We start from the raw sequence: 21,024 nt of genomic DNA on the forward strand, positions 1-21,024 counted from the left end.
CGATTCGTTTTATCGGCGCCTGATTCGCTTTTGCTTTGACCTGTGATTCGTCCTGCGTCTATACAGGTGGCAAGCTCCGCCGGAGACGACTTGTGCCCGGGTCGCCCGCCGCTCTGATAAGACCGGAATAACAAAAGCACCAGTGCGCCGAGTAGCCGACCCAGCAGCGGATCGCCCCACCTTTGGCGGCGGTCCGCTGACTTTCCCCAGAACCTCTGATACCCGGCCCACATAGACGCATTCACATCTGGCAGAATCAAAAGCCGCCATGCTAGGTCTTGCGGTATGCCCAGCCCGACCCCCAATATAAGCGAAGTTCGCCCCGTCATCCGTCAGTTGGACGATTCCGCGATCAACCGCATCGCCGCGGGCGAGGTGGTCGAACGGCCCGCCTCGGCGGTCAAGGAATTGGTCGAGAACGCCATCGACGCGGGCGCGCGGCGCATCACCGTGGAATATGCCGATGGCGGCAAGACGATGATCCGTGTCACGGACGACGGCTGCGGCATCGCGCCCGAAGATTTGCCGCTGGCCCTGTCGCGTCATGCGACCTCCAAAATCGACGGTTCCGACCTGCTGGATATCCACACCTTCGGCTTCCGCGGCGAGGCGTTGCCCTCGCTCGGCGCTGTCGGGCGGCTCACGATTACCAGCCGCGCGGCCGGGTTCGACGGGGCCGAGATCACCGTCGACGGGGGCCGCATGGGCGAGGTGCGCCCGGCGGCGTTGAACGGCGGCACCATCGTCACCCTGCGCGATCTGTTCTTTGCCACGCCTGCGCGGCTCAAATTCCTGCGCACCGACCGGGCCGAGGCGCAGGCGATTGGCGACGTCATCAAACGGCTGGCCATGGCCGAGCCTTTCGTGCGTTTCGTGCTGCGCGATGTCTCGGGTGACGGTAAGGGCCGCGATGTGTTCCGCGCCGAGGCCGAGCAGGGCGATCTCTTTGATGCGCTGCATGGCCGTCTGGCGCAGGTGCTGGGCCGGGAGTTTGCCGAGAATGCCCTGCCCATCGACGCCCTGCGCGAGGGGCTGCATCTGACCGGTTTCGCTGCTCTGCCGACCTACTCGCGCGGCTCTGCCGTGGCGCAATACCTTTTCGTCAATGGCCGCCCGGTGCGGGACAAGCTGCTGACAGGCGCACTGCGCGGCGCCTATTTCGATTTCCTCAGCCGCGACCGTCACCCGGCGGCGGCGCTTTTCGTGGAATGCCCGCCGACGCTGGTCGATGTGAACGTGCATCCCGCGAAATCCGAAGTGCGCTTTCGCGATCCGGGGTTGGCGCGCGGGCTGATCGTCTCGGCCCTGCGCCACGCGCTGGCTGAAGCGGGCCACCGCGCCTCGACCACCGTGGCGCAGGCGACCTTGGGCGCGATGCAGCCCGAGCCGCAGGGCGCGCGGGTCTACCAGATGGACCGCGCCGGCATGGACCGCCCCAGCCACGCCGCACGAGAGGCCGCCTATCAGGCGCAGGCCCCCGGTTTTGCCGAGACCGCAGGCGTTTGGGGCCGGGTGGAGGGCACGCCGCTGCCCGAGACCCCCGCGCCGAGCCATGCCGCCGCCCCCGAAGCGGAAGAGGCCGCGCCCACCCCCGATTACCCGCTTGGCACCGCGCGGGGGCAGGTGCACGAAAATTACATCATCGCCCAGACCGCCAATGGCATGGTCATCGTCGATCAGCATGCGGCGCATGAGCGGCTGGTCTATGAGAAACTCAAACGGCAGATGAACGAGAACGGCGTCGCGGCCCAAGCGTTGCTGATCCCCGAGATCGTCGAACTGTCCGCCAATGACTGCGCGCGGCTGCTGGAACTGGCGGAGGAACTGGCGAAACTCGGCCTTGGCATCGAAGCCTTCGGCGGCAGCGCCATCGCGGTGCGCGAGACGCCTGCGATCCTCGGCACCGTCAACGCGCGTGCGCTCATCCTCGACGTGCTCGATGAATTGGCCGAGGGCGAGAGCAGCAACATCGTTCAGGCCAAGATCGAAGCAATCCTGAGCCGGGTGGCTTGTCACGGCTCGATCCGCTCGGGCCGCTGGATGCGCGCCGAAGAGATGAACGCGCTTTTGCGCGAGATGGAGGCGACGCCGCATTCCGGCCAGTGCAACCACGGGCGGCCCACCTATGTCGAGCTTAAACTGGCGGACATCGAACGGCTTTTCGGGCGCACCTGATGGAGCTTGGCGGCGCGACTTTGACCCTGTCTGACCCTGTGACTCTCGCGGCGCTCGCGGGGGCGGGGCTGCTGTTTCTCATCGTCATCCTGCTGATCATGGCGGTGCGCGCGGCGGGTCGGTCGGCCCGGGTCGCCGCCCCCTTGGCACAGCAGATGCGCGTGCTGGGCGGCCATGTGCAGCAGTTGGGGCAGGGGCAGGAGCAGCTGCGCGGCGGCTTGCAGATGGTCTCGGACACCCAGAACAACACCCAGGCGCAGATGATGCAGACGATGGAAGCGCGGCTGGCCTATGTGCAGCAGCAGATGCAGGACCGTCTGGCCGACAACGCCGCCCGCTCGGCCCGCTCGCTGGCCGAGATGCAGCAGCGCATGACCGAGACGCTGCACGGCTCGTCCAAACGCACCACCTCCAGCCTTGCGCAATTGCAGGAACGGCTCGCCTCCATCGACAAGGCGCAGGACAATATCACCAAACTGTCGGGCGATGTGCTGTCGCTGCAGGATATCCTGAGCAACAAACAGACCCGCGGGTCTTTCGGGGAAATCCAACTGCGCGACATCGTGTCGAAAGCGCTGCCCTCGGACAGCTATTCGCTGCAAGCCACGCTCAGCAACGGCAAGCGGCCCGATTGCCTGATCCATCTGCCCAACCCGCCGGGCCCGATCGTGATCGACAGTAAATTCCCGTTGGAAGCCTATGAGGCCCTGCGCCGCGCCAAGACCGAAGCGGAGACCCGCGCCGCTGCCCAGCAGATGAAAACCGCCGTGCGGGTGCATCTGAACGCCATTTCCGACAAATATATTCTGGAGGGGGAGACGGCTGAGGGCGCTCTGATGTTTTTGCCCTCCGAGGCGGTCTATGCTGAGCTGCACGCGAACTTCCCCGAACTGGTCCGCGAAGGGTTTGAGAAACGTGTCTGGATCGTCAGCCCGACCACCTGCATGGCCACGCTCAACACCATGCGCGCCATTCTGAAAGACGCGCGGATGCGCGAACAGGCGGGGGCGATCCGCAAGGAACTGGGCAACCTGAACAAGGATGTCGAGCGCTTGGCGACCCGGGTGGGCAACCTCGACCGGCATTTCACCCAAGCGCGGCGGGACGTGGAAGAGATCAAGGTCAGCAGCGAAAAAGCCGCCAAACGCGCGGGGCGCTTGCATAATTTCGACTTCGAAGAACTGGCAGAAGCCAAAACCGAGGCTATTGTTCCCCTAAGGACACCCGAAGGGAACGGCTGAATGAACGACGTGGACATTACCGGGATGACGCTGGAGGCGATGCAGACGCGGGCCGCCGCGTTGCGCAGCGATATCTTGCAAACACCGGTGGTGACGCTGTCTTCTCCCATGATCGACGAGGTGCTGGGCGGCGCGCGGGTCGCGCTCAAGCTGGAGTGTTTTCAGCATACCGGCACCTTCAAGGCCCGCGGCGCGCTGTCGGTGGCGCGACAGCTTGACGATGACACCCGCGGGCGCGGGATCACCGCGGCCAGCGCGGGCAACCACGCCATCGCCGCAGGCTGGGCCGCCGCCAAGCTGGGCATCAGCGCCAAGGTGGTGATGCAGGACAACGCCAACCCCTTTCGCGTCGCCCTCGCCCGTGCCACCGGGGCCGAGGTCATCCTGAAACCCGCCGGGCAAGAGACCTTTGCCGAGGCCGAGCGGCTGGTGCGCGAAGAGGGACGGTTCTTTATCCATCCTTTCGAGGGGCTGCACACCTCGCTCGGCACCGCCGGGGTGGGGCTGGAACTGATGGCGCAGGTGGCGGATTTGGACGCGGTCGTCGTCTCTCTCGGCGGTGGCGGGCTGATCAGCGGTGTCGCCGCCGCGGTCAAGGCGATCAACCCCGCTTGTCGGGTCTATGGCGTGGAGCCCGAGGGCGCCGACAGCATGTCGCAAAGCCTCGCCTCCGGTGCGCCGGTGACGATCCCTGAGGTCAACACGATCGCCGACAGCCTTGGCCCGCCGATGGCGCTGCCTTTCGGCCATGCGCTTTGCGCGGTCTATGTCGACGATGTGGTGACGGTCAGCGACGATGCGATCTGCGCCGGGATGGTGGTGCTGCAACAGGCGGCGAAACTGGCGGTGGAACCTGCCGCCGGGGCCGCGATGGCGGGGGCGCTCGGCCCCCTGCGCGGGCAACTGTCAGGGCGGCGGGGCGGCGTGATCGTCTGCGGGGCCAATATCGACACCGACAGCTATTTGGGCCAACTCAGCCGCGGGCAAGCGGCGCTCGACAGCCTGCTGTCCTAGTGCCCTCCAAGGGGCTTTGCACGTGGTCGCGGTGCTGCGTGCATTTTCCAAGAAAATCTATCGGGCGCTGCAACTTTAACTCCCCTTTACCCGTGGGTGCCCCATATCCAAAGTTCCGGACCAAAGCAGGACGCCTATGCCTTTCGAAGCTCTGAACGACAGTACCCTCCCTCAACAGCCGCTTGGGCGGCGTGTCGCCGTGATTGGCGGCGGGATTTCAGGCATGGGGGCGGCGCATATGCTGGCACCTGCGGACCGCGTCACCCTCTATGAGGCGGGGGCCAAGATCGGCGGCCATGCGCGGACGGTGATCGCGGGCAAGAATGGCGATCAGCCGGTCGATACCGGGTTCATCGTGTTCAACTATGCCAACTACCCGCATCTTGCCGCGCTCTTTGCGGAGTTGGACGTGCCGGTCGTACCCTCGAACATGAGCTTTGGCGCGTCGATTGATGGCGGGCGGCTGGAATATGCGCTGACCAATTTCAACGCCGTCTTCGCCCAAAAACGCAATATGTTCAGCCCGCCGTTTCTGCGGATGCTGCGCGACATCGTGCATTTCAACAAGAACGCGCTTGCCGTCTCGCGCGATCCTTCCATGACCATTGCGGAGTTTCTCGAACAGCTGGGCACCGGGCCATATTTCCGCGACTTCTATCTGTCGCCCCTTTCGGGCGCGATCTGGTCCACCCCGACGGAAAAGATCATGGATTTCCCGGCCCATGCCATGGTCAATTTCTTCGAGAACCACGCGCTGTTGAACTATTCCGGCCAGCATCAGTGGTACACGGTAAAGGGCGGCTCGCGCCAATATGTCGACCGGTTGGAGAGTGCCCTGCGCGCCAAAGGTGTCGACCTGCGCACCGACAGCCCTGTGCAGGCGGTGCGCCGCACGGCGCAGGGGGCCGAGGTCCGCGCCTATGGCGGGGAATGGGAGACTTTCGACGAGGTGATCTTTGCCACCCATTCCGACGACACGCTGGCGATGCTGTCCGATCCGACGGAGGCTGAGCAACGCGCCCTCGGGGCAATCCGCTACCAACCCAATGACATCGTGCTACACGCTGACGCCAGCATCATGCCCAAGCGGCGCTCTACTTGGGCGTCGTGGGTCTATACCGAGGATCGCGAGCAGAAGTCCGACCGGATCGACCTGACCTATTGGATGAACTCGCTGCAACCGATCCCGCAGGATGATCCGCATTTTGTGACGCTCAACACCAAACGCACCATCCGTGAGGAGTTGATCTATGACCAGGTGACCCTGCGCCATCCGGTCTATGACCTTGCCGCCTTGGGCGCGCAGGACGAGGTACGCGCCTTCAACGGCAGCCATAACACATGGTTCTGCGGGGCATGGCTGCGCAATGGTTTCCACGAAGACGGGCTGGCCAGCGCGGTGGATGTGGTCGAACGGATGCAAGCCGCGCGGGCGGCGCCCTTGGCGGCGGAGTGACGGCACAGGTCGATCATATCCGCGGCCAGACCTTCCATGGCCGCAAGGGCGCGGTCGAGAACCGTTTCCGCTATTCGGTCGACTATGTGATCTGCGACGCCGAGGCCGAGGCGCTGGCGACGCCTGCGCTTTTCGCCCGCAATGGTGGAAATGTGACCAGCCTGCACGACAGCGACCACGGCGGCGCGCCGGGGCAGGGACGCGGCGCCCTTTGGGTACGCGAGGTTTTGGCGGCGCATGACATCACCGCGGTCGCACGGATCGAACTGTTGGCACAGCCGCGGGTGCTGGGCCATGTCTTCAACCCGGTCAGCTTTTGGCTCTGCCGTCGGGCCGATGATGCGCTGATTGCCGTGATTGCCGAGGTCACGAATACCTATGGCGACCGGCATTCCTATCTCTGCCATCACCCCGATCTGCGCCCCATCGCGCCCGAGGATCGCTTGCGGGCCGCAAAGCTCATGCATGTCTCGCCCTTTCAGGACATCTCGGGCGGCTATGTCTTTCGCTTTGACATCAGTGCTGAGCGGATCGGCATCTGGATCGATTTCACGGATGGGGAGAACGGGTTGATCGCCACCTTGACCGGGCCGCGTGCGCCGCTGACGAATGGCCGTATCCTCTGGTCGCTGCTGCGCCGCCCCTTTGGGGCGCGGCGGGTGCTGGCGTTGATCCATTGGCAGGCGCTGAAACTCTGGCTCAAGGGTGCGGGGTTCCGCAACCGCCCCGAGGCGCCTGCGGTCGAGGTTTCCCGCGATGCGGCCCATGGCGCGGGTGGGCGATGAGGGCGCGCGCGGCCTGGCTGCCTGCCTATGCGCTTTACGCCGCATTGCTCGCCGCGGCGGGGCTGCCAATCTACATTCACGCGCCGAAGTTCTATGTCGATGAATATGAGGTTTCGCTGACGGCGCTTGGCTCTGTGCTTTTTGGATTGCGGCTATTGGACGTGGTGCAAGACCCCGCGCTTGGATGGCTGGCCCAAGCGCTGGGCCACAAACGCGGGCTGGCGGTGACGGTGGCGGGGGCGGTGATGGCGCTGGCGATGCTGGGGCTTTTCGCGGTGCCCGCGCCGATGGCGCCCGTGCTGTGGTTCGCGCTGATGCTGACGCTGGTCTTCTCGGCCTTCAGCTTTCTGACCATCTGTTTTTATGCCCAAGGGGTGGCCAAGGCCGACAGCCTGCCGGGGGCCGGGCATCTGACCCTTGCCCGCTGGCGCGAGACAGGGGCGCTTTTGGGCGTCTGTCTGGCCTCGGTTGCGCCCCTGCTGTTGGGCTTAACGCTGGATCGCCCCTTTGCTGGCTTCGCGGTGGGCTTCGCGGTTTTGGCGCTTTGGGCCACGGTCGCGATGCGCGGGGAATGGCGGGCGGCGGGGCTGCCAAGCGCCAGTGGTTTCGGCACCGTCTTGCGTGACAGGCAGGCGCGGCGGCTGTTGCTGATCGCGCTGGTCAATGCCGCCCCGGTTGCTGTGACCTCGACCCTGTTTCTCTTTTACGTCGAACTGGCGCTTGAGGCACCGGGATGGGAGGGGCCGCTCTTGCTGCTGTTTTTCATCGCAGCGGCGGCGGCAGCCCCGCTTTGGGGGGTGCTGGCCGAACGCCACGGCCCGCGCCGGGTGCTCTTGGCGGCGATGGCCTTGGGCATCGCCGCTTTCGGCGGGGCGCTGTTTCTGGGTCCGGGGGATGTGGTGCTTTTCGCCTTAGTCTGTCTGGCTTCCGGCGCGGTCTTGGGAGCCGACCTCACCCTACTGCCTGCCATGTTCGCCAGCCGCATGGCGCAGATTTCCCCCTCGGCAGCCGAAGGCTTTGGCCTTTGGTCTTTCGTGTCCAAACTGACCTTGGCTTTCGCGGCGGCGGCCCTACTTCCCGCACTAGAAGGTGCAGGGTTGCAGACCGCGACGGGAACCAGTTCCGACACATCCATCTCCCTGTTGATCTGGTTCTATGCCGGTGTACCTTGCGCCCTGAAATTGCTGGCGATCGCTCTTCTCGCCGGTGCAAAAGACGTGGAGACATCGTGACAGAGCCGCTGATCTTTATCGCTGTCGGGCTGGGCCTTGGTCTATTGCTCACCTTCCTGCGCCGCCGGTTGGGGGAGTTTCACGGGCAATCGCCCAGCGACTATGTGGATTCCTTCCCCGTCTTCGACCTGCGTTTGCATCTGCGCGATGAGATGATCTGCGAAGGCGTGATTTTCGGCCCCCTTGGCCGGGTCACCAGCAGTTTTACGGCTAAGTTCGACGTGTCTTGGGAGGGCGATGTCGCCACGGTGGCCGAGAGTTTTCGCTATAACGATGGTTCGCGTCAGCAGCGCGAATGGACCGTGACACTGGGCGAGAATGGCCGTTTCACCAGCACCGCGCCGGATGTGATCGGGGTGGGGCAGGGCGTTCAGGCTGGTCCGACATTGCAGTTGCGCTATCGTATCCAACTGCCCGAGGAACTGGGCAGCCATGTGCTGAAAACCGTCGATTGGATGTATCTCACCCCCGATGGCACCATCGTCAATCGCAGCCAGTTTCGGAAGTTCGGGATCAAAGTAGCAGAATTGGTCGCCACCCTGCGACCGACGGAGGAAAGATGAAAGACTGGCAAGGCAAGACCTATTGGCTGGTGGGCGCGAGCGACGGGCTTGGCGCGGCGCTGGCGCATCAGCTGAGCCGCACCGGGGCCGAGGTGATCCTCTCGGCCCGGTCCGAAGATAAGCTGACCGAGCTCGCGCAGGCGCTGCCGGGGCGGGCGCGGGTGCGGGTCTTGGATGTGACCGATGACGAAGACGTCGCACAGGCGGCCAAGGATGTGGGGCCGATCGATGGGTTGGTCTATCTGGCGGGGGCCTATTGGCCCTTCGGCGCGCAGGAGTGGGACGCGAAACATGGGGTGACCATGGCCGATGTGAACTTCACCGGCTTGATGCGCGTCTTGGGGCAGGTGGTGCCGCAGATGGTCGCCCGCGATCACGGGCATATCGTCATCACTTCCAGCCTGACCGCCTATCGCGGGCTGCCCGGCTCCATCGGCTATACGGCCTCCAAGGCGGCGACGCTGTCCTTGGCGGAATGCATGCATGCCGATCTGCGCAAGACGGGCGTGCAGGTGCAGGCGATCAACCCGGGCTTTATCAAGACCCAGTTGACCGACAAGAACGATTTCAAAATGCCCTTTTTGATGGAGCCCGATGATGCCGCGCGCCGTGTGTTCGAGCATATGAACAGCGACAGTTTCAAACTGGATTTCCCTTACGGCTTCTCACTGCTGTTCCGTTTGGGGCGCTTTCTGCCGGATTGGCTGTATTACCGGTTCTTTTCCTGAAGGTCAGACCTCGGCGACATGCTGAGTGAACAGATCTCGCGCACGTTGCCAGACGGCATGATCCGTCTTTGACAGCGCCCGCAGGGTCGGCAGCAACTGGCCCGCGAAATCCTCTGAGCTTTCGCGCGGCAGCATGGATGGCAGGTTGTCGATGGCCATGACATCCAGCGGCGGCGCGTCATGCACGCGCAGCGCTGGCTCCGCCCAAGTGGTCGCGCGGTCATAGACCTGCACCGGGTTGAAGGCACTGTCGGGGTCGCAGGCGATGTCGCCGATCACGCGCAGGGCGCGCTTTGCCTCGGGGGCATCGGGGCGGACGAAGGCGGGGGTGTCTGGCCCTGCGAGGATGCAGTTGAAGAAATAGGCGTGGTCGAGGATTTCGGGGAAGGGCCCGCCGTGGGCGGTCTCTGCCATGTCCCAACCGGTGACGGGGATGCCCAGAGCCGCGCAAAGATCGCTCGCCCCGCGTCCCACCCGGCCCAAGGCCCCGATGACCAGCGCGCGGTCGCCGGTCGCGTCGACTTGGGCAAGTTCTTTGCTCAATGCGGCTTTCAGCGCTTCGGCGTCAGCGTAGGGCGCAACCGGGCCGCAGGCCTCGCCGCGCAATTGTGCAATGCGGCATTTGACCGAGACGGCTGCCCCAGCAAAGCCCGCCCAATAGCCAAAGGCGGCAACGCGGCGGCCAGTGTCATCGGTCAGGTACTCCAAATCCAGCAGCGTGCCGCCGCCCGCCTTGAACCGCTGCAACAGTTTGCGGCCCGAGGATTGGCCCTTGTAGGCATGGCCGAACATGATGTGCGTATGCGGCAGGGGCGTGCCGTCTTCGGGCAGTTCCTTGAGGCCAAAGATCACCGCGTCGCGCGGGGCGTCGGGCCAGCTATGGGCCGGAACGATCTCACAGCCCGCCTGCGCATAGGCGGCGGAGGGGATCACGCGGCTGTCACTGTCTTCGACGCTCACCTTCATGCCAGACGCGATCAGCGCGGCGGCCCCTTCGGGCGTCAGCCCTGTGCGGGTCTCATTGTCACGCTGCTCGGCGCGGAGCCATAGATGGGTCATGCCAAAAGTCCTTTCGCGCGTATGGCCTTGACGCTGTCGCGGTCTTCCATCCGGGCTGCGAAGGCATCGAGCCGTGAGTAGGCCGCGCGGTCGACCCCGTCACCGGCCAGCCACCCCGAGACGACAAAGAGATAAGGATCGGCCAGCGACAGGGCATCGCCCGCGACGAAGTCACCCCGGAAGGCGTGGTTCTCAATATAGGCGGCGCAATCGGCCATGGTTTGTGGCACCTTGGCTTTCATATCGTCAAAGCTGGATTGCTGATCGGCCCAGCGGTGGCCGCGCATTTTATGCGCGTGGGCCACATGCATGGTCGAGGCGAGGTAGTACATCACCCCGCGCATATGCGCCGCGCGTTCAGGGTCGGCAGGGACCAGCCCCGCATCGGGCGCGCGGATGGCGACATAATCCAAAAGCGCGCCGGTCTCGGTCAGGGCGGTGCCTGCTTCGGTCACGAGGGTCGGCACCCGGCCCTTGGGGTTCAGCGCCAGATAGGGTGCTGCGGTCTGTTCGGCGTTGGCGAAATCGACCTTCACCGGCTCATAGGCCAGCCCCGCTTCTTCGAGGGCGATGGCAACGGCGACCGAGATCGTGCCGGGGGCGTAGTGAAGTTTCAGCATGGGTCAGCCTTTCGCGGGCGAGGGGTTACATATGCGTTTGTGCAAGGCGGCGGTCGGGCCGGTCAAGATGCGGCACCGCGTTGAACAGCACCGGCGACCAATGGCCGCCGATGGGAAAGAGCCGGTGCATTGAGGTATGCATGATCGCCAGCGCCAGCCGTGCCATCGCCGGAATCCCGACGCCCATCGCCTGCGCCATCGCCAGAGAGATCAGCCCGCCCGAGGTCACCACCAGCGCCGGGCCTTCGCCCTCGGCGATCTCGGCGAGGACGGATTGCACCCGCGTCTCGAAACTCTCATAGGTTTCAGGCGTATCGGCAAGTTTGCCCGCTTTCCAATAGTCAAAGACCTGCGGCAGGTGGTGCACGAACTCGCCCTCACGGGGGAAGGGCACCTTGTGCTGCTGCTCCATCAAGTTGGCGAGGGTGAAATACTCCAGCTCGTTCAACCGCGCGTCGCGGATCGGCTCAAGCCCGGTGTTCATCCCCTCCGCCGTTTCGATATGGCGGGTCAACGTGCCGGTATAGAGCCTTGTGTGGTAGGTCTCGCTCTGGCGCAGATGGTCGCCCAGCCACGCGGCTTGCTCATGGCCAAGCGGGCTGAGTTGATCATAGCTCAGCTCGTCCTTGGCGGTGGAATTGGCTTGGCCGTGGCGGATCAGGGTAATGTGGGACATCAAATGGCTTTCACTGTTCGCCCAAGTGATAGGGCAGCTTGTCGGGCCATACAATGCAATGCGCCGCAATGCGCTGGCGCGGCGTTTATCCGTGACGGGGTGTCGGGATTGGCCCCTGACAAGCGCCGGATTTTGCCTATAGTTTGGGCAATAGCCAAGGGGAGGGGGCAGCCATGGCCGAGAGGATCACATTCACGCTTGATGGGCAGACCGTCGAGGCCGAGGCCGGCATGACCATTTGGGAGGTCGCCAACGGTCGGGGTTTGAAAATCCCGCATCTGTGCCACAAACCCGCCCCCGGCTACCGCCCCGATGGCAATTGCCGCGCCTGTATGGTTGAGATCGAGGGCGAGCGTGTGCTGGCGGCGTCGTGCATCCGCGAGCCTGCCGAGGGGATGGTCGTCACCACCAACAACGCGCGGGCCGAGAATGCCCGCAAGATGGTCATGGAACTACTGATGACGGACCAGCCTGCGCAGGATGTGGCGCATAACAAATCCAGCCACATGCGCGACATGGCCGAGCTGAATGGCGTAGAGGAAAGCCGTTTTCCCAAGTTGGAGCGCGACCGCGTGCCGCTTTTGGACGACAGCCATGTCGCGATGCGGGTCAATCTCGACGCCTGCATCCAGTGCAACCTCTGCGTCCGCGCCTGCCGCGAGGTGCAGGTCAACGACGTGATCGGCATGGCGGGGCGCGGCCATGACGCCTATCCGGTCTTCGATATTGACGATCCCATGGGCGCCTCGACCTGCGTGGCCTGCGGCGAATGCGTGCAGGCCTGTCCCACCGGCGCGCTGATGCCCGCCAGCGTGGTCGACGAGGCGCAGGTCGGTGACACTGCCGACTTTGACAAGGAAGTCGCCAGCGTCTGCCCCTTCTGCGGCGTCGGTTGCCAGATCTCGCTCAAAGTGAAGGACAACAAGGTCAAATATGTCGAGGGAATCAATGGTCCGGCCAACGAGGGACGGCTCTGCGTCAAGGGGCGCTTTGGCTTCGACTACATCCACCACGAGCACCGCCTGACCAAGCCGTTGATCCGCCGCGACGACGCGCCCGCCAAGGGGCTGAACGTCGATCCGGGCAACTGGGGCGAGGTGTTCCGCGAGGCGACCTGGGACGAGGCGCTGGATTTTGCCGCCAAGGGGCTTAAAGGGCGCGGGCGCGAGGTGGCGGGTTTTGGCAGCGCCAAATGCACCAATGAGGAAGCCTACCTGTTCCAGAAGATGATCCGGCAGGGGTTTGGTCACAACAACGTCGACCACTGCACGCGGCTGTGCCATGCCTCCTCCGTCGCCGCGCTGATGGAGAATGTCGGGAGCGGCGCGGTCACCGCCACCTTCAACGAGATTGAGAACGCCGATGTGGCCATCGTGATCGGTGCCAACCCGGTGGAGAACCATCCCGTCGCCGCGACCTATTTCAAACAGTTTACCAAACGCGGCGGCAAGCTTATCGTCATGGACCCGCGCGGGCAGGGCCTGCGGCGGTTCGCGTCGCATATGCTGCAATTCCGCCCCGGCACCGACGTGGCGATGCTGAACGCGATCATGCATGTGATCGTGGAGGAAGGCCTCTACGACGAGCAATATATTAAGGCCTATACCGAGAACTGGGAGGCCGAGAAGGCGCATCTGAAAGATTTCCCGCCCGAGGCCATGGCCGCCGTCTGCGGCATCGAGGCCGAGGTGCTGCGCGATGTGGCGCGGACCTTCGCCGGGGCCAAGGCGGGGATGATTTTCTGGGGCATGGGGGTGAGCCAGCACATCCACGGCACCGACAATTCGCGTTGCCTGATTTCGCTGGCGCTGATGACCGGCCATGTCGGCCGTCCCGGCACCGGGCTGCACCCCTTGCGTGGGCAGAACAACGTGCAGGGCGCCTCGGATGCGGGCCTCATCCCGATGTTCCTGCCTGACTACCAGCCCGTCGGTGACGACGGCGTGCGCTCGGCCTTCACCGAGGTCTGGGGCTCGGATGATTTCAGCGCCGAGAAGGGGCTGACGGTGACCGAGATCATGGACGCGGTGCACAACGGCGAGATCAAGGCGATGTATGTGCTGGGCGAGAACCCGGCCATGTCGGACCCGGACGTGGAGCATGCCCGCGCAGCACTTGCCAAGCTCGACCATCTTGTGGTGCAAGACATTTTCCTGACCGAAACGGCGAACTACGCCGACGTGATCCTGCCCGCCTCGGCCTTCGCGGAAAAAACCGGCACGGTGACCAATACCAACCGGCAGGTCCAGATGGGCCGCCCGGCGGTGACGCCGCCCGGAGACGCGCGCGAGGATTGGTGGATCGAGGTGGAACTGGCCAAGCGGTTGGGGCTGGGCTGGTCCTACGAAAGCCCGGCTGAGGTCTTTGCCGAGATGAAGCACAACATGGCCTCGCTCGACAATATCACATGGGACCGGCTGGCGCAGGAAAATGCGGTGACCTACCCGTCGCTCAGCGAAAACGATCCCGGGCAGGCCATTGTCTTTAGCGAGGGGTTCCCCCGGCCCGAAGGCCGCGCCAAATTCACCCCCGCCGCGATCGTGGCCCCGGATGACGCGCCGGATGACGCCTATCCGATGATCCTGACCACTGGGCGCCAGTTGGAACATTGGCACACTGGCTCGATGACCCGGCGCTCCAAGGTGCTCGACGGACTGGAGCCCGAGGCGAATTGCTCGCTCCACCCCTCGACCCTGCGCCGCCTTGGCGTGGCGCCGGGGGAACATGTACGGCTGTCGACCAAGCGCGGCAGTATCGAGATCATGGCCCGTGCGGATCGCGCCGTGGCGCCCGACATGGTTTTCCTGCCCTTCGCCTATGTCGAAGCGGCGGCGAATATCCTGACAAATCCAGCAGTTGACCCCTACGGCAAGATCCCGGAGTTTAAGTTCTCTGCCGTCAGGGTGGAGGCGGCGAAAGGGGCCGTCGCCGCCGAGTAAGGAAAGTTTGGAAGAATGAAGATTGATGCCGCCCGATTTTTGAAAGACCTGCACGATCTGCGCGCCATCGGCGCTGCGGGTGTCGGCAAGGGCGTGGTGCGCCCGGCCTATTCCGCCGCCGATGTGGAGGCGCGGGAGTGGCTTGCCGGGCGGATGCGCGATGCGGGGCTGAAGGTCGAGGTCGATGCCATGGGCAACCTCTTTGGGCTTGCTGACGGCCCGTCGATCCTGCTGGGGTCGCATTCCGACAGCCAGCCCGAAGGCGGCTGGCTTGATGGGGCCTTGGGCGTGATCGCCGCGCTTGAAGTCGCCCGCGCGGCGGGGGAGGCCGGAGGGCCTGCGGTCTCGGTCGTGTCCTTTCAGGACGAAGAAGGGCGCTTTGGCGTGACCACCGGTTCGACGGTCTGGTCCGGCGCTTTGGATCAGGCCGAGGCCGATGGCTTTACGGATGACGCCGGGGTCAGCTTGGCCGAGGCGCGCCGCGCTATGGCGGATATGGTCACCGGCCCCGTCGATCCCGCGCAATTCAGCGGCTATATCGAGTTGCACATCGAACAGGGGCCGACGCTGGATGACAGTGGTGAGCAGATCGGCGTGGTCAGCGACATCGTCGGCATCCGCGACATGAAGGTGACCTATGAGGGCCAGCAGAACCACGCGGGCACCACCCCGATGGCGGTGCGGCGCGATGCGTTTCAGGCGGTGTCGGAGTTTAACAGTCTGCTGAACGACCGGCTGCGCAATGTGGTGACGCCGAGCACCGTCTGGACCATCGGCCATGTCAGCCTGCACCCCAATGCTTCGTCCATCGTGCCGGGTAAGGCCGTGTTCTCCATGCAATGGCGCGACGGGGATAGCGACCGTTTGGGGCGGATGGAGAGGATCATTCGCGAAACCGCCGAAGAGGTGGCCAAGGCGCGCGGCATGGAGCTGTCCTTTGGCCCGATGCTGGGGCTGGAGCCGGTTGCCATGGACGCGCGGCTACGCGATGCGCTGGCGGAGGCGGCTGAAGCCGTGGCCCCCGGCAAATGGCGCAAGATGCCCTCGGGTGCGCTGCATGACGCGACCAACGTGGCGCGCCTGATGCCGGTGGCGATGTTGTTCGCGCCGTCGATCAACGGCATCAGCCATGCTTTCGAGGAAGACACGGATGAGGCCGATCTGGTCGCAGCGGTCGAGGTGTTGGGTCGGGCGGTGGCGGCGCTTTAAACGCGCTCAGTCCCAGTCCACATCGCCGAGGAAGATATAACCCGCGCCGTAGATCGTCTTGATCAACTGCGGGTTCTTCGGGTCTTCGCCAAGCTTCGTGCGCAGCCGCGAGATGCGCACGTCCATCGCCCGGTCGAAACTTTCCGAAGCAACACCGCCGAGGCTTTCCTGCATCTGCGCACGGCTGATCAGCCGCTTCGGGGCCTCGAGGAAAAGCCGCAGCACCTCGCCCTCGGCATGGGAGAAGGTGACCTCGGCGCCCGTGGCATCCTGTAGCACATAGCGGTCGAAATGCGCGGTCCAGCCGTTGAACCGCGCCGTGGTGCCGGCCTGCGGGGTCGGCTTGGCGCTGCGCAGGCGGGCGCGGATACGGGCGACCACTTCGGCAGGATCGAAGGGTTTGATGATGTAGTCGTCGGCCCCCAACTCCAGCCCCGTGACCCGGTCCTGCACCTGTGCGCGGCCCGAGATGATGATCACGATGGCGCCTTGCTCCAGTGCTAGACGGTGCACCAGCGTCAGCCCGTCGGTGTCAGGCAGCGACAGATCGACAAGGCAGACATCGGGCGTATGGCTGGCCAATGCGGCCTCAAAGGCCCGCGCGCGGCCAAAGCTGAGCGTGTCAAAGCCCGCTTCCTGCAACGTGTCCGACAGCATCTGCCGGATCTCCGGTTCGTCGTCGAGGATGGTGACCAGCGGGCGGGGGGCGGTATCACGGCTCATGGGGCGGTGGCTTTCAGTGGGGCGATCAAGGCTTGCAGATCGTCTTTTTCAAAGGGTTTGCGCAGCACCGGCGTGAGGGTCTGGGCCTCGACGAAAAGCGGGTGATCGGGGGGCAGGGAGGTCATCAGCAAGAGCGGCAAGCTGCTGCCGACACGGCGGGCAAGGTCGATCCCGGTGCCCTCGCCCGAAAGCTGAATGTCCGACAGCACCAGCGCGATGTCAGGCAGATCGGCGATGAGGGCGGTGGCCTCATCCGCGCTGGTGGCCTCGATCACCGAATGGCCCTGATCCATGAGCATGTCGCGCACGACGGCGCGGATATCGGTGGTGTCCTCGACCAGCAGCACCAGCCCGGTGGTGGCGGGCACGGCGACGCGGTAGGGCAGGCGCAGGCTGATCTGCGCGCCGCCCTCGGGCGCATTGCTCAACCGCAGATCGCCGCCTGAGGATTTGGTCATGTCATAGACCATCGACAGGCCCAGCCCTGACCCCTCGCTGCCCTTGGTGGTAAAGAACGGCTCGACCCCGCGTTCCAGCGCCGAGGGCGCAAAGCCCGGCCCGGTGTCGTGGATCACCCATTCGATCCATGTGTTATGCACCAGCCGTTGGGTCAGCGTGATCGTGCCCCGCGCGCCGCAGGCGTCGCGGGCATTGAGGATGAGGTTCAACAGCGCATCCTGCACCCGGCCTTTGTCGAGCAGCACTGCGCCCTCGGGCACGTCATTGCGCACCGCCAGCGCGCATTTCGGCGGCAGCGTGGGGGCGGCGAGGGTCGAAAGCTCACTCAGCAAAGCGGCGGGGTCGGTGGCCACGGGGCGCAGGGCGCGGGGTTCGGTCACATCGGCGATGGAGCTGAGCAGCGTGCCGCCCCGCCGTGCGGCGGCCAAGGTGCCTTCGACCAATTCACCCGCTTGTGGCGGCATGTCGGGCAGTCGGGCCAGTTTCGATTGCATGCCGAGGATGATCGTCAAAAGGTTCGAGAAGTCATGCGCCAGCCCAGAGATCATCCGCGAGGCCAACTCGCGTTTCAGCGTCTGTTGCAGGGCGACACGGGTCTGGGTCTCTTCGGTGATGTCCATCGACAGGATATAGACCCCGCCGCGCCCGTCGGGGGTAAAGGCACCGCGGATGCGGCGGGCGGATTCATCATGGGTGAATTCGATCACCGCCGGGCTGCCCGCATAGGCTTGGGTCAGCGCGGGCTTGATCCGCGCATAGGCCGCCGCCCCAAGCGCGTCACTGATATGCAGCCCGTAGATGTTGCTGGGCCGCCCCGGCATCACGCTGCTGAGCCGGCGGTTGGAGTAGATGTAATGCCCGCTCGCGTCGACATGGGCGATATGGGCGGGCATCATCTCGGTCGTCAGCCGGGTGCGGGCCTCGCTTTCGGTGACCTGCCGCTTGGCCTCTTCCAGCGCGGTAATCGTCGCCTCCAACTGGCGGTTCGTGGCGGCCAGTTGTTCGGCATGGGACAGCAGTTGATCGCTCAGCGCGTCCGACCGTGCGCGCAACAGCGCCTCTTGCCGCTTGGTGTTGGTGATGTCGGTATAGACGGTGACCCAGCCGCCCTGTGGCAGGGGCGAGCCTTCGACACTGATGGTGCGCCCGTTCGAGCGGGTCCGCTCCATGTAATGCGGCACGAAGGCGCGGGCCTGTTCCACCCGTTCGGCCACGAAGGCGTCGACATCCCCCACCTCGCCATACTCGCCGGTGCCAGCCAGATGGCGGATCGTATCCTCGAAGGGCGCGCCGGGGGTCACCAGCCGGTCCGGCAGGTCGAACATGGATTGAAACGGGGCGTTGCAGACCGCGAGCCGAAGGTCGCTGTCATAGATGGTCAGCGCCTGAGCGATCAGGTTCAGACCGGCATTGGTCAGCGCTTTGGTTTGGTCGTCGGTGATCTGCATCGGCATCCTTTCGCATAGGGCTAGCACCGCGCGGGCGAAAGGCAAAGAGCCGCGCGTAAATCGCGCTTGACCTTCTTGCGCTGGAGGCCCCGAGAAGCGCGCCGAATGGGAACCGGAAAGGCAGAGCATGAACAAGAAAATCGGAGCAGGCGCAGCGGCGGCACTGGTCTTGGCAGGCGGATATATCTGGTGGCAGGCCGAAGAGGCCCCGGCCCCCGCTGCCAGCGGCGCGGCCATGGTGAAAGTCACCGTGCCGGAGAGCCTGAGCGGCCCCGCGCAGATTGGCGCGCGGGCATTCAAAGCGAAATGCGCCGCCTGCCACGGGGTCAACGCCGCCGGGCGCGAGGGGGTTGGTCCACCGCTGATCCATAAGATCTATGAGCCCAGCCACCACGGCGATGCATCCTTCATGGTCGCGGCCACCAATGGCGTGCGCCAGCATCACTGGTCTTTCGGCAATATGCCCCCGGTCGAAGGGATTACCCCGGCAGAGGTGGAATCCATCGTGACCTATGTGCGCGAAGTGCAGCGCGCCAATGGGATCGACTAGCGGAAAATGGGCCGCGGGGGCGCTGTAACAATTCGTTAAAATTCGGAAAAGATCAGGAAAAAGTTGACCTCCACAAAAAAGAGAACGTCACTTGTGGGATCATAGAATCGCACAAGCGATCGAACCCGCCGGGGAGGGCGGGCATGGGAGGAAGACAATTTGGCCAAGCCGCTGACGCGTGCCGACGGACCTCAGTCCGTGCCGGCGCTGTTGCACCGCAACGCAAGTGAATTCGCAAACGCCCCCGCTTACCGGGAGAAGGAATACGGGATCTGGCAAAGCTGGACCTGGTCGCAGACCCGCGACGAGGTCGAGGCGCTGGCCCTCGGGTTTCTGGAACTGGGGCTGAACGAGGGCGATTTCGTCGCCATCATTGGGCGCAACCGTCCCTATCTCTACTGGGCGATGATGGCCGCGCAGATGGCCGGGGCCGTGCCGGTGCCGCTCTATCAGGACGCCAATGCCGAAGAGATGGCCTATGTCATGGGCCACTGCGGCGCGCGCCTTGCCGTGGTGGGCGATCAGGAACAGGTCGACAAGATCATCGAGGTGCAGGACCAGCTGCCCGACTTCGAGCGGATGATCTACCTCGACCCGCGCGGCCTGCGCAAATACGACCATTCCAAGCTCGACCAATATACCGCCGTGCAGGAGATGGGCCGCGCCAACCGCGAAAAGCATATCGCCGAGTTGGAGGCGCGTCAGGCCAAGCTGGATTACGATTCCACCGGCGTGATGCTCTATACTTCGGGCACCACCGGCAAGCCCAAGGGCGTGGTGCTGAGCAACCGCAACGTGATCGAGACGGCGAAGTCGTCGTCGGAGTTCGACGACCTCAAGCGCAATGACGAGATTCTCGCCTATCTGCCGATGGCATGGGTGGGGGACTTTATCTTCTCCGTCGGCCAAGCGCTCTGGACCGGTTTCTGCACCAACTGCCCCGAAAGCGCCGACACGATGCATGTCGACCTGCGCGAGATCGGGCCGACCTATTACTTCGCCCCGCCGCGCGTGTTCGAGACGCAGCTGACCTCCGTCATGATCCGCATGGAAGACGCGAGCCGGTTCAAGAAATGGCTCTTCGACACCTTCATGGCCCATGCCCGCAAGGTCGGTCCCGCCATTCTGGACGGCAAGAAAGTGTCCGCTTGGGACCGCGCGAAATACGCACTGGGCGAGCTGATGATCTATGGCCCGCTGAAGAACACCCTCGGCTTCAGCCGCGTGCGCGTGGGCTATACCGCCGGTGAGGCGATCGGGCCGGAGATTTTCGATTTCTACCGTTCGCTCGGCATCAACCTGAAACAACTCTACGGCCAGACCGAGGCGACGGTGTTCATCACTGCCCAGCCTGATGGCGAGGTGCGCAGCGATACCGTGGGCGTGACCTGCCCCGGGGTGGAGCTGAAAATCGCCGATAACGGTGAAGTCTTCTACCGTTCGCCCGGCGTCTTCGTGGAATACTACAAGAACCCGGAAAGCACTGCATCGACCAAGGATGCCGAAGGCTGGGTCGCAACCGGCGATGCGGGCTTCATCGAGGAAGGTTCGGGCCATCTGCGGATCATCGACCGCGCCAAGGACGTGGGCCAGATGGCCGACGGCAGCCTGTTCGCGCCGAAATACGTTGAGAACAAGCTCAAGTTCTTCCCCAACATTCTCGAGGCCGTAGTCTTCGGCAACCAGCGCACTGAATGCACCGCCTTCATCAACATCGACCTCACGGCGGTGGGCAACTGGGCCGAGCGCAACAACATCGGCTACGCCTCCTATCAGGAACTGGCGCGGCATCCGCAGGTGATGGACACGATCCAGTCTCATGTTGAAGAGGTTAACCGCTCGGTCGCCGAGGATGAGATGCTTTCGGGCTGTCAGGTGCACCGCTTCGTCGTGCTGCATAAAGAACTCGACGCCGATGATGGCGAGCTGACCCGCACCCGCAAGGTGCGCCGCAAGATCATCGAAGAGAAATACGCCGACATCATCGCCGCACTCTACGACGGCTCCGACAAGGTCAGCACCGAGACGGAAGTGACCTATGAGGACGGCCGCAAGGGCTCGATCAAGGCGACGCTCGAAATTCGCGACGCCGCGGTGCAGCCGGTCAGCCGCCGGATGGCAGCAGAATGAGCGCGGCCAGCGCCGGA

General features: G+C 64.4%; 17 protein-coding genes. 12 read left to right on the forward strand and 5 right to left on the reverse strand.

Features of this window, described 5'->3' with window-relative positions; all coding sequences use genetic code 11:
• Window positions 1-285 precede the first annotated feature (285 nt).
• The 8 genes from mutL to ACGYLA_RS05240 all read left to right on the forward strand — a co-directional run bounded on the left by mutL (window position 286) and on the right by ACGYLA_RS05240 (window position 9,194).
• On the forward strand, window positions 286-2,175 hold the full coding sequence (gene mutL / locus ACGYLA_RS05205; protein ID WP_394430848.1) for a DNA mismatch repair endonuclease MutL: 1,890 nt from the start codon (window positions 286-288) through the stop codon (window positions 2,173-2,175).
• Window positions 2,172-3,416: a DNA recombination protein RmuC gene (locus ACGYLA_RS05210; protein WP_394430909.1), complete on the forward strand. Its 1,245-nt coding sequence runs from the start codon at window positions 2,172-2,174 to the stop codon at window positions 3,414-3,416. The genes mutL and ACGYLA_RS05210 overlap by 4 nt, the downstream gene beginning before the upstream one ends.
• On the forward strand, window positions 3,417-4,430 hold the full coding sequence (locus ACGYLA_RS05215; RefSeq protein WP_394430850.1) for a pyridoxal-phosphate dependent enzyme: 1,014 nt from the start codon (window positions 3,417-3,419) through the stop codon (window positions 4,428-4,430).
• 136 nt (window positions 4,431-4,566) lie between these two features.
• Window positions 4,567-5,886: an NAD(P)/FAD-dependent oxidoreductase gene (locus ACGYLA_RS05220; RefSeq protein WP_394430852.1), complete on the forward strand. Its 1,320-nt coding sequence runs from the start codon at window positions 4,567-4,569 to the stop codon at window positions 5,884-5,886.
• On the forward strand, window positions 5,883-6,671 hold the full coding sequence (locus ACGYLA_RS05225; protein ID WP_394430854.1) for a DUF1365 domain-containing protein: 789 nt from the start codon (window positions 5,883-5,885) through the stop codon (window positions 6,669-6,671). The genes ACGYLA_RS05220 and ACGYLA_RS05225 overlap by 4 nt, the downstream gene beginning before the upstream one ends.
• Window positions 6,668-7,903: an MFS transporter gene (locus tag ACGYLA_RS05230; RefSeq protein WP_394430856.1), complete on the forward strand. Its 1,236-nt coding sequence runs from the start codon at window positions 6,668-6,670 to the stop codon at window positions 7,901-7,903. Before ACGYLA_RS05225 ends, ACGYLA_RS05230 begins: the two co-directional genes overlap by 4 nt.
• Window positions 7,900-8,466 carry a DUF3833 family protein gene (locus ACGYLA_RS05235; protein ID WP_067267771.1) on the forward strand — a complete coding sequence of 189 codons (567 nt, stop codon included), beginning with the start codon at window positions 7,900-7,902 and terminating at the stop codon, window positions 8,464-8,466. Before ACGYLA_RS05230 ends, ACGYLA_RS05235 begins: the two co-directional genes overlap by 4 nt.
• On the forward strand, window positions 8,463-9,194 hold the full coding sequence (locus tag ACGYLA_RS05240) for an SDR family NAD(P)-dependent oxidoreductase (RefSeq protein WP_394430858.1): 732 nt from the start codon (window positions 8,463-8,465) through the stop codon (window positions 9,192-9,194). Before ACGYLA_RS05235 ends, ACGYLA_RS05240 begins: the two co-directional genes overlap by 4 nt.
• 3 nt (window positions 9,195-9,197) lie before the next feature.
• Here the strand turns inward: ACGYLA_RS05240 and ACGYLA_RS05245 are convergent, their stop codons facing one another.
• The 3 genes from ACGYLA_RS05245 to ACGYLA_RS05255 are packed head-to-tail and all read right to left on the reverse strand — an operon-like array spanning window position 9,198 to window position 11,549.
• Entirely contained in the window at window positions 9,198-10,253 is a 1,056-nt protein-coding gene (locus ACGYLA_RS05245) for a saccharopine dehydrogenase (RefSeq protein WP_394430860.1), read from the reverse strand.
• Entirely contained in the window at window positions 10,250-10,873 is a 624-nt protein-coding gene (locus ACGYLA_RS05250; protein WP_394430862.1) for a glutathione S-transferase family protein, read from the reverse strand. The genes ACGYLA_RS05245 and ACGYLA_RS05250 overlap by 4 nt, the downstream gene beginning before the upstream one ends.
• Window positions 10,874-10,898: 25 nt before the next feature.
• Window positions 10,899-11,549, reverse strand: coding sequence for a histidine phosphatase family protein (locus ACGYLA_RS05255; RefSeq protein ID WP_209218422.1), 651 nt, complete (start codon window positions 11,547-11,549; stop codon window positions 10,899-10,901).
• A gap of 173 nt (window positions 11,550-11,722) precedes the next feature.
• Here ACGYLA_RS05255 and fdhF point away from each other — a divergent pair, with 173 nt between their 5' ends.
• Window positions 11,723-14,488, forward strand: coding sequence for a formate dehydrogenase subunit alpha (fdhF, locus tag ACGYLA_RS05260; protein ID WP_394430864.1), 2,766 nt, complete (start codon window positions 11,723-11,725; stop codon window positions 14,486-14,488).
• Window positions 14,489-14,503: 15 nt separating this feature from the next.
• The gene (locus ACGYLA_RS05265; protein ID WP_394430866.1) at window positions 14,504-15,697 is read left to right on the forward strand and encodes a Zn-dependent hydrolase; all 1,194 of its coding nucleotides are present in this window, start codon (window positions 14,504-14,506) and stop codon (window positions 15,695-15,697) included.
• A gap of 6 nt (window positions 15,698-15,703) precedes the next feature.
• Here the strand turns inward: ACGYLA_RS05265 and ACGYLA_RS05270 are convergent, their stop codons facing one another.
• Together ACGYLA_RS05270 and ACGYLA_RS05275 are read right to left on the reverse strand one after the other, a co-directional pair.
• On the reverse strand, window positions 15,704-16,420 hold the full coding sequence (locus ACGYLA_RS05270; protein ID WP_394430868.1) for a response regulator transcription factor: 717 nt from the start codon (window positions 16,418-16,420) through the stop codon (window positions 15,704-15,706).
• Window positions 16,417-18,327, reverse strand: coding sequence for a PAS-domain containing protein (locus tag ACGYLA_RS05275; RefSeq protein ID WP_394430870.1), 1,911 nt, complete (start codon window positions 18,325-18,327; stop codon window positions 16,417-16,419). The genes ACGYLA_RS05270 and ACGYLA_RS05275 overlap by 4 nt, the downstream gene beginning before the upstream one ends.
• A gap of 127 nt (window positions 18,328-18,454) precedes the next feature.
• Here ACGYLA_RS05275 and ACGYLA_RS05280 point away from each other — a divergent pair, with 127 nt between their 5' ends.
• Together ACGYLA_RS05280 and ACGYLA_RS05285 are read left to right on the forward strand one after the other, a co-directional pair.
• Window positions 18,455-18,877 carry a c-type cytochrome gene (locus tag ACGYLA_RS05280; protein ID WP_394430872.1) on the forward strand — a complete coding sequence of 141 codons (423 nt, stop codon included), beginning with the start codon at window positions 18,455-18,457 and terminating at the stop codon, window positions 18,875-18,877.
• 159 nt (window positions 18,878-19,036) lie between these two features.
• Window positions 19,037-21,007 carry an AMP-binding protein gene (locus ACGYLA_RS05285; RefSeq protein ID WP_394430874.1) on the forward strand — a complete coding sequence of 657 codons (1,971 nt, stop codon included), beginning with the start codon at window positions 19,037-19,039 and terminating at the stop codon, window positions 21,005-21,007.
• Window positions 21,008-21,024: the final 17 nt, after the last annotated feature.

It is taken from the genome of Sulfitobacter sp. 1A13679, from assembly GCF_043557115.1.
GTDB classification, from domain to species: domain Bacteria; phylum Pseudomonadota; class Alphaproteobacteria; order Rhodobacterales; family Rhodobacteraceae; genus Sulfitobacter; species Sulfitobacter faviae.

Excerpts from the sequence above, each read along its gene's own strand:
- ACGYLA_RS05280 (WP_394430872.1), top strand. The coding sequence starts at position 18,455 with ATGAACAAGAAAATCGGAGCAGGCGCAGCGGCGGCACTGGTCTTGGCA.
- ACGYLA_RS05240 (WP_394430858.1), top strand. The coding sequence starts at position 8,463 with ATGAAAGACTGGCAAGGCAAGACCTATTGGCTGGTGGGCGCGAGCGAC.
- fdhF (WP_394430864.1), top strand. The coding sequence starts at position 11,723 with ATGGCCGAGAGGATCACATTCACGCTTGATGGGCAGACCGTCGAGGCC.
- ACGYLA_RS05265 (WP_394430866.1), top strand. The coding sequence starts at position 14,504 with ATGAAGATTGATGCCGCCCGATTTTTGAAAGACCTGCACGATCTGCGC.
- ACGYLA_RS05275 (WP_394430870.1), bottom strand. The coding sequence starts at position 18,327 with ATGCAGATCACCGACGACCAAACCAAAGCGCTGACCAATGCCGGTCTG.
- ACGYLA_RS05255 (WP_209218422.1), bottom strand. The coding sequence starts at position 11,549 with ATGTCCCACATTACCCTGATCCGCCACGGCCAAGCCAATTCCACCGCC.
- mutL (WP_394430848.1), top strand. The coding sequence starts at position 286 with ATGCCCAGCCCGACCCCCAATATAAGCGAAGTTCGCCCCGTCATCCGT.
- ACGYLA_RS05270 (WP_394430868.1), bottom strand. The coding sequence starts at position 16,420 with ATGAGCCGTGATACCGCCCCCCGCCCGCTGGTCACCATCCTCGACGAC.
- ACGYLA_RS05245 (WP_394430860.1), bottom strand. The coding sequence starts at position 10,253 with ATGACCCATCTATGGCTCCGCGCCGAGCAGCGTGACAATGAGACCCGC.
- ACGYLA_RS05230 (WP_394430856.1), top strand. The coding sequence starts at position 6,668 with ATGAGGGCGCGCGCGGCCTGGCTGCCTGCCTATGCGCTTTACGCCGCA.
- ACGYLA_RS05220 (WP_394430852.1), top strand. The coding sequence starts at position 4,567 with ATGCCTTTCGAAGCTCTGAACGACAGTACCCTCCCTCAACAGCCGCTT.
- ACGYLA_RS05215 (WP_394430850.1), top strand. The coding sequence starts at position 3,417 with ATGAACGACGTGGACATTACCGGGATGACGCTGGAGGCGATGCAGACG.
- ACGYLA_RS05250 (WP_394430862.1), bottom strand. The coding sequence starts at position 10,873 with ATGCTGAAACTTCACTACGCCCCCGGCACGATCTCGGTCGCCGTTGCC.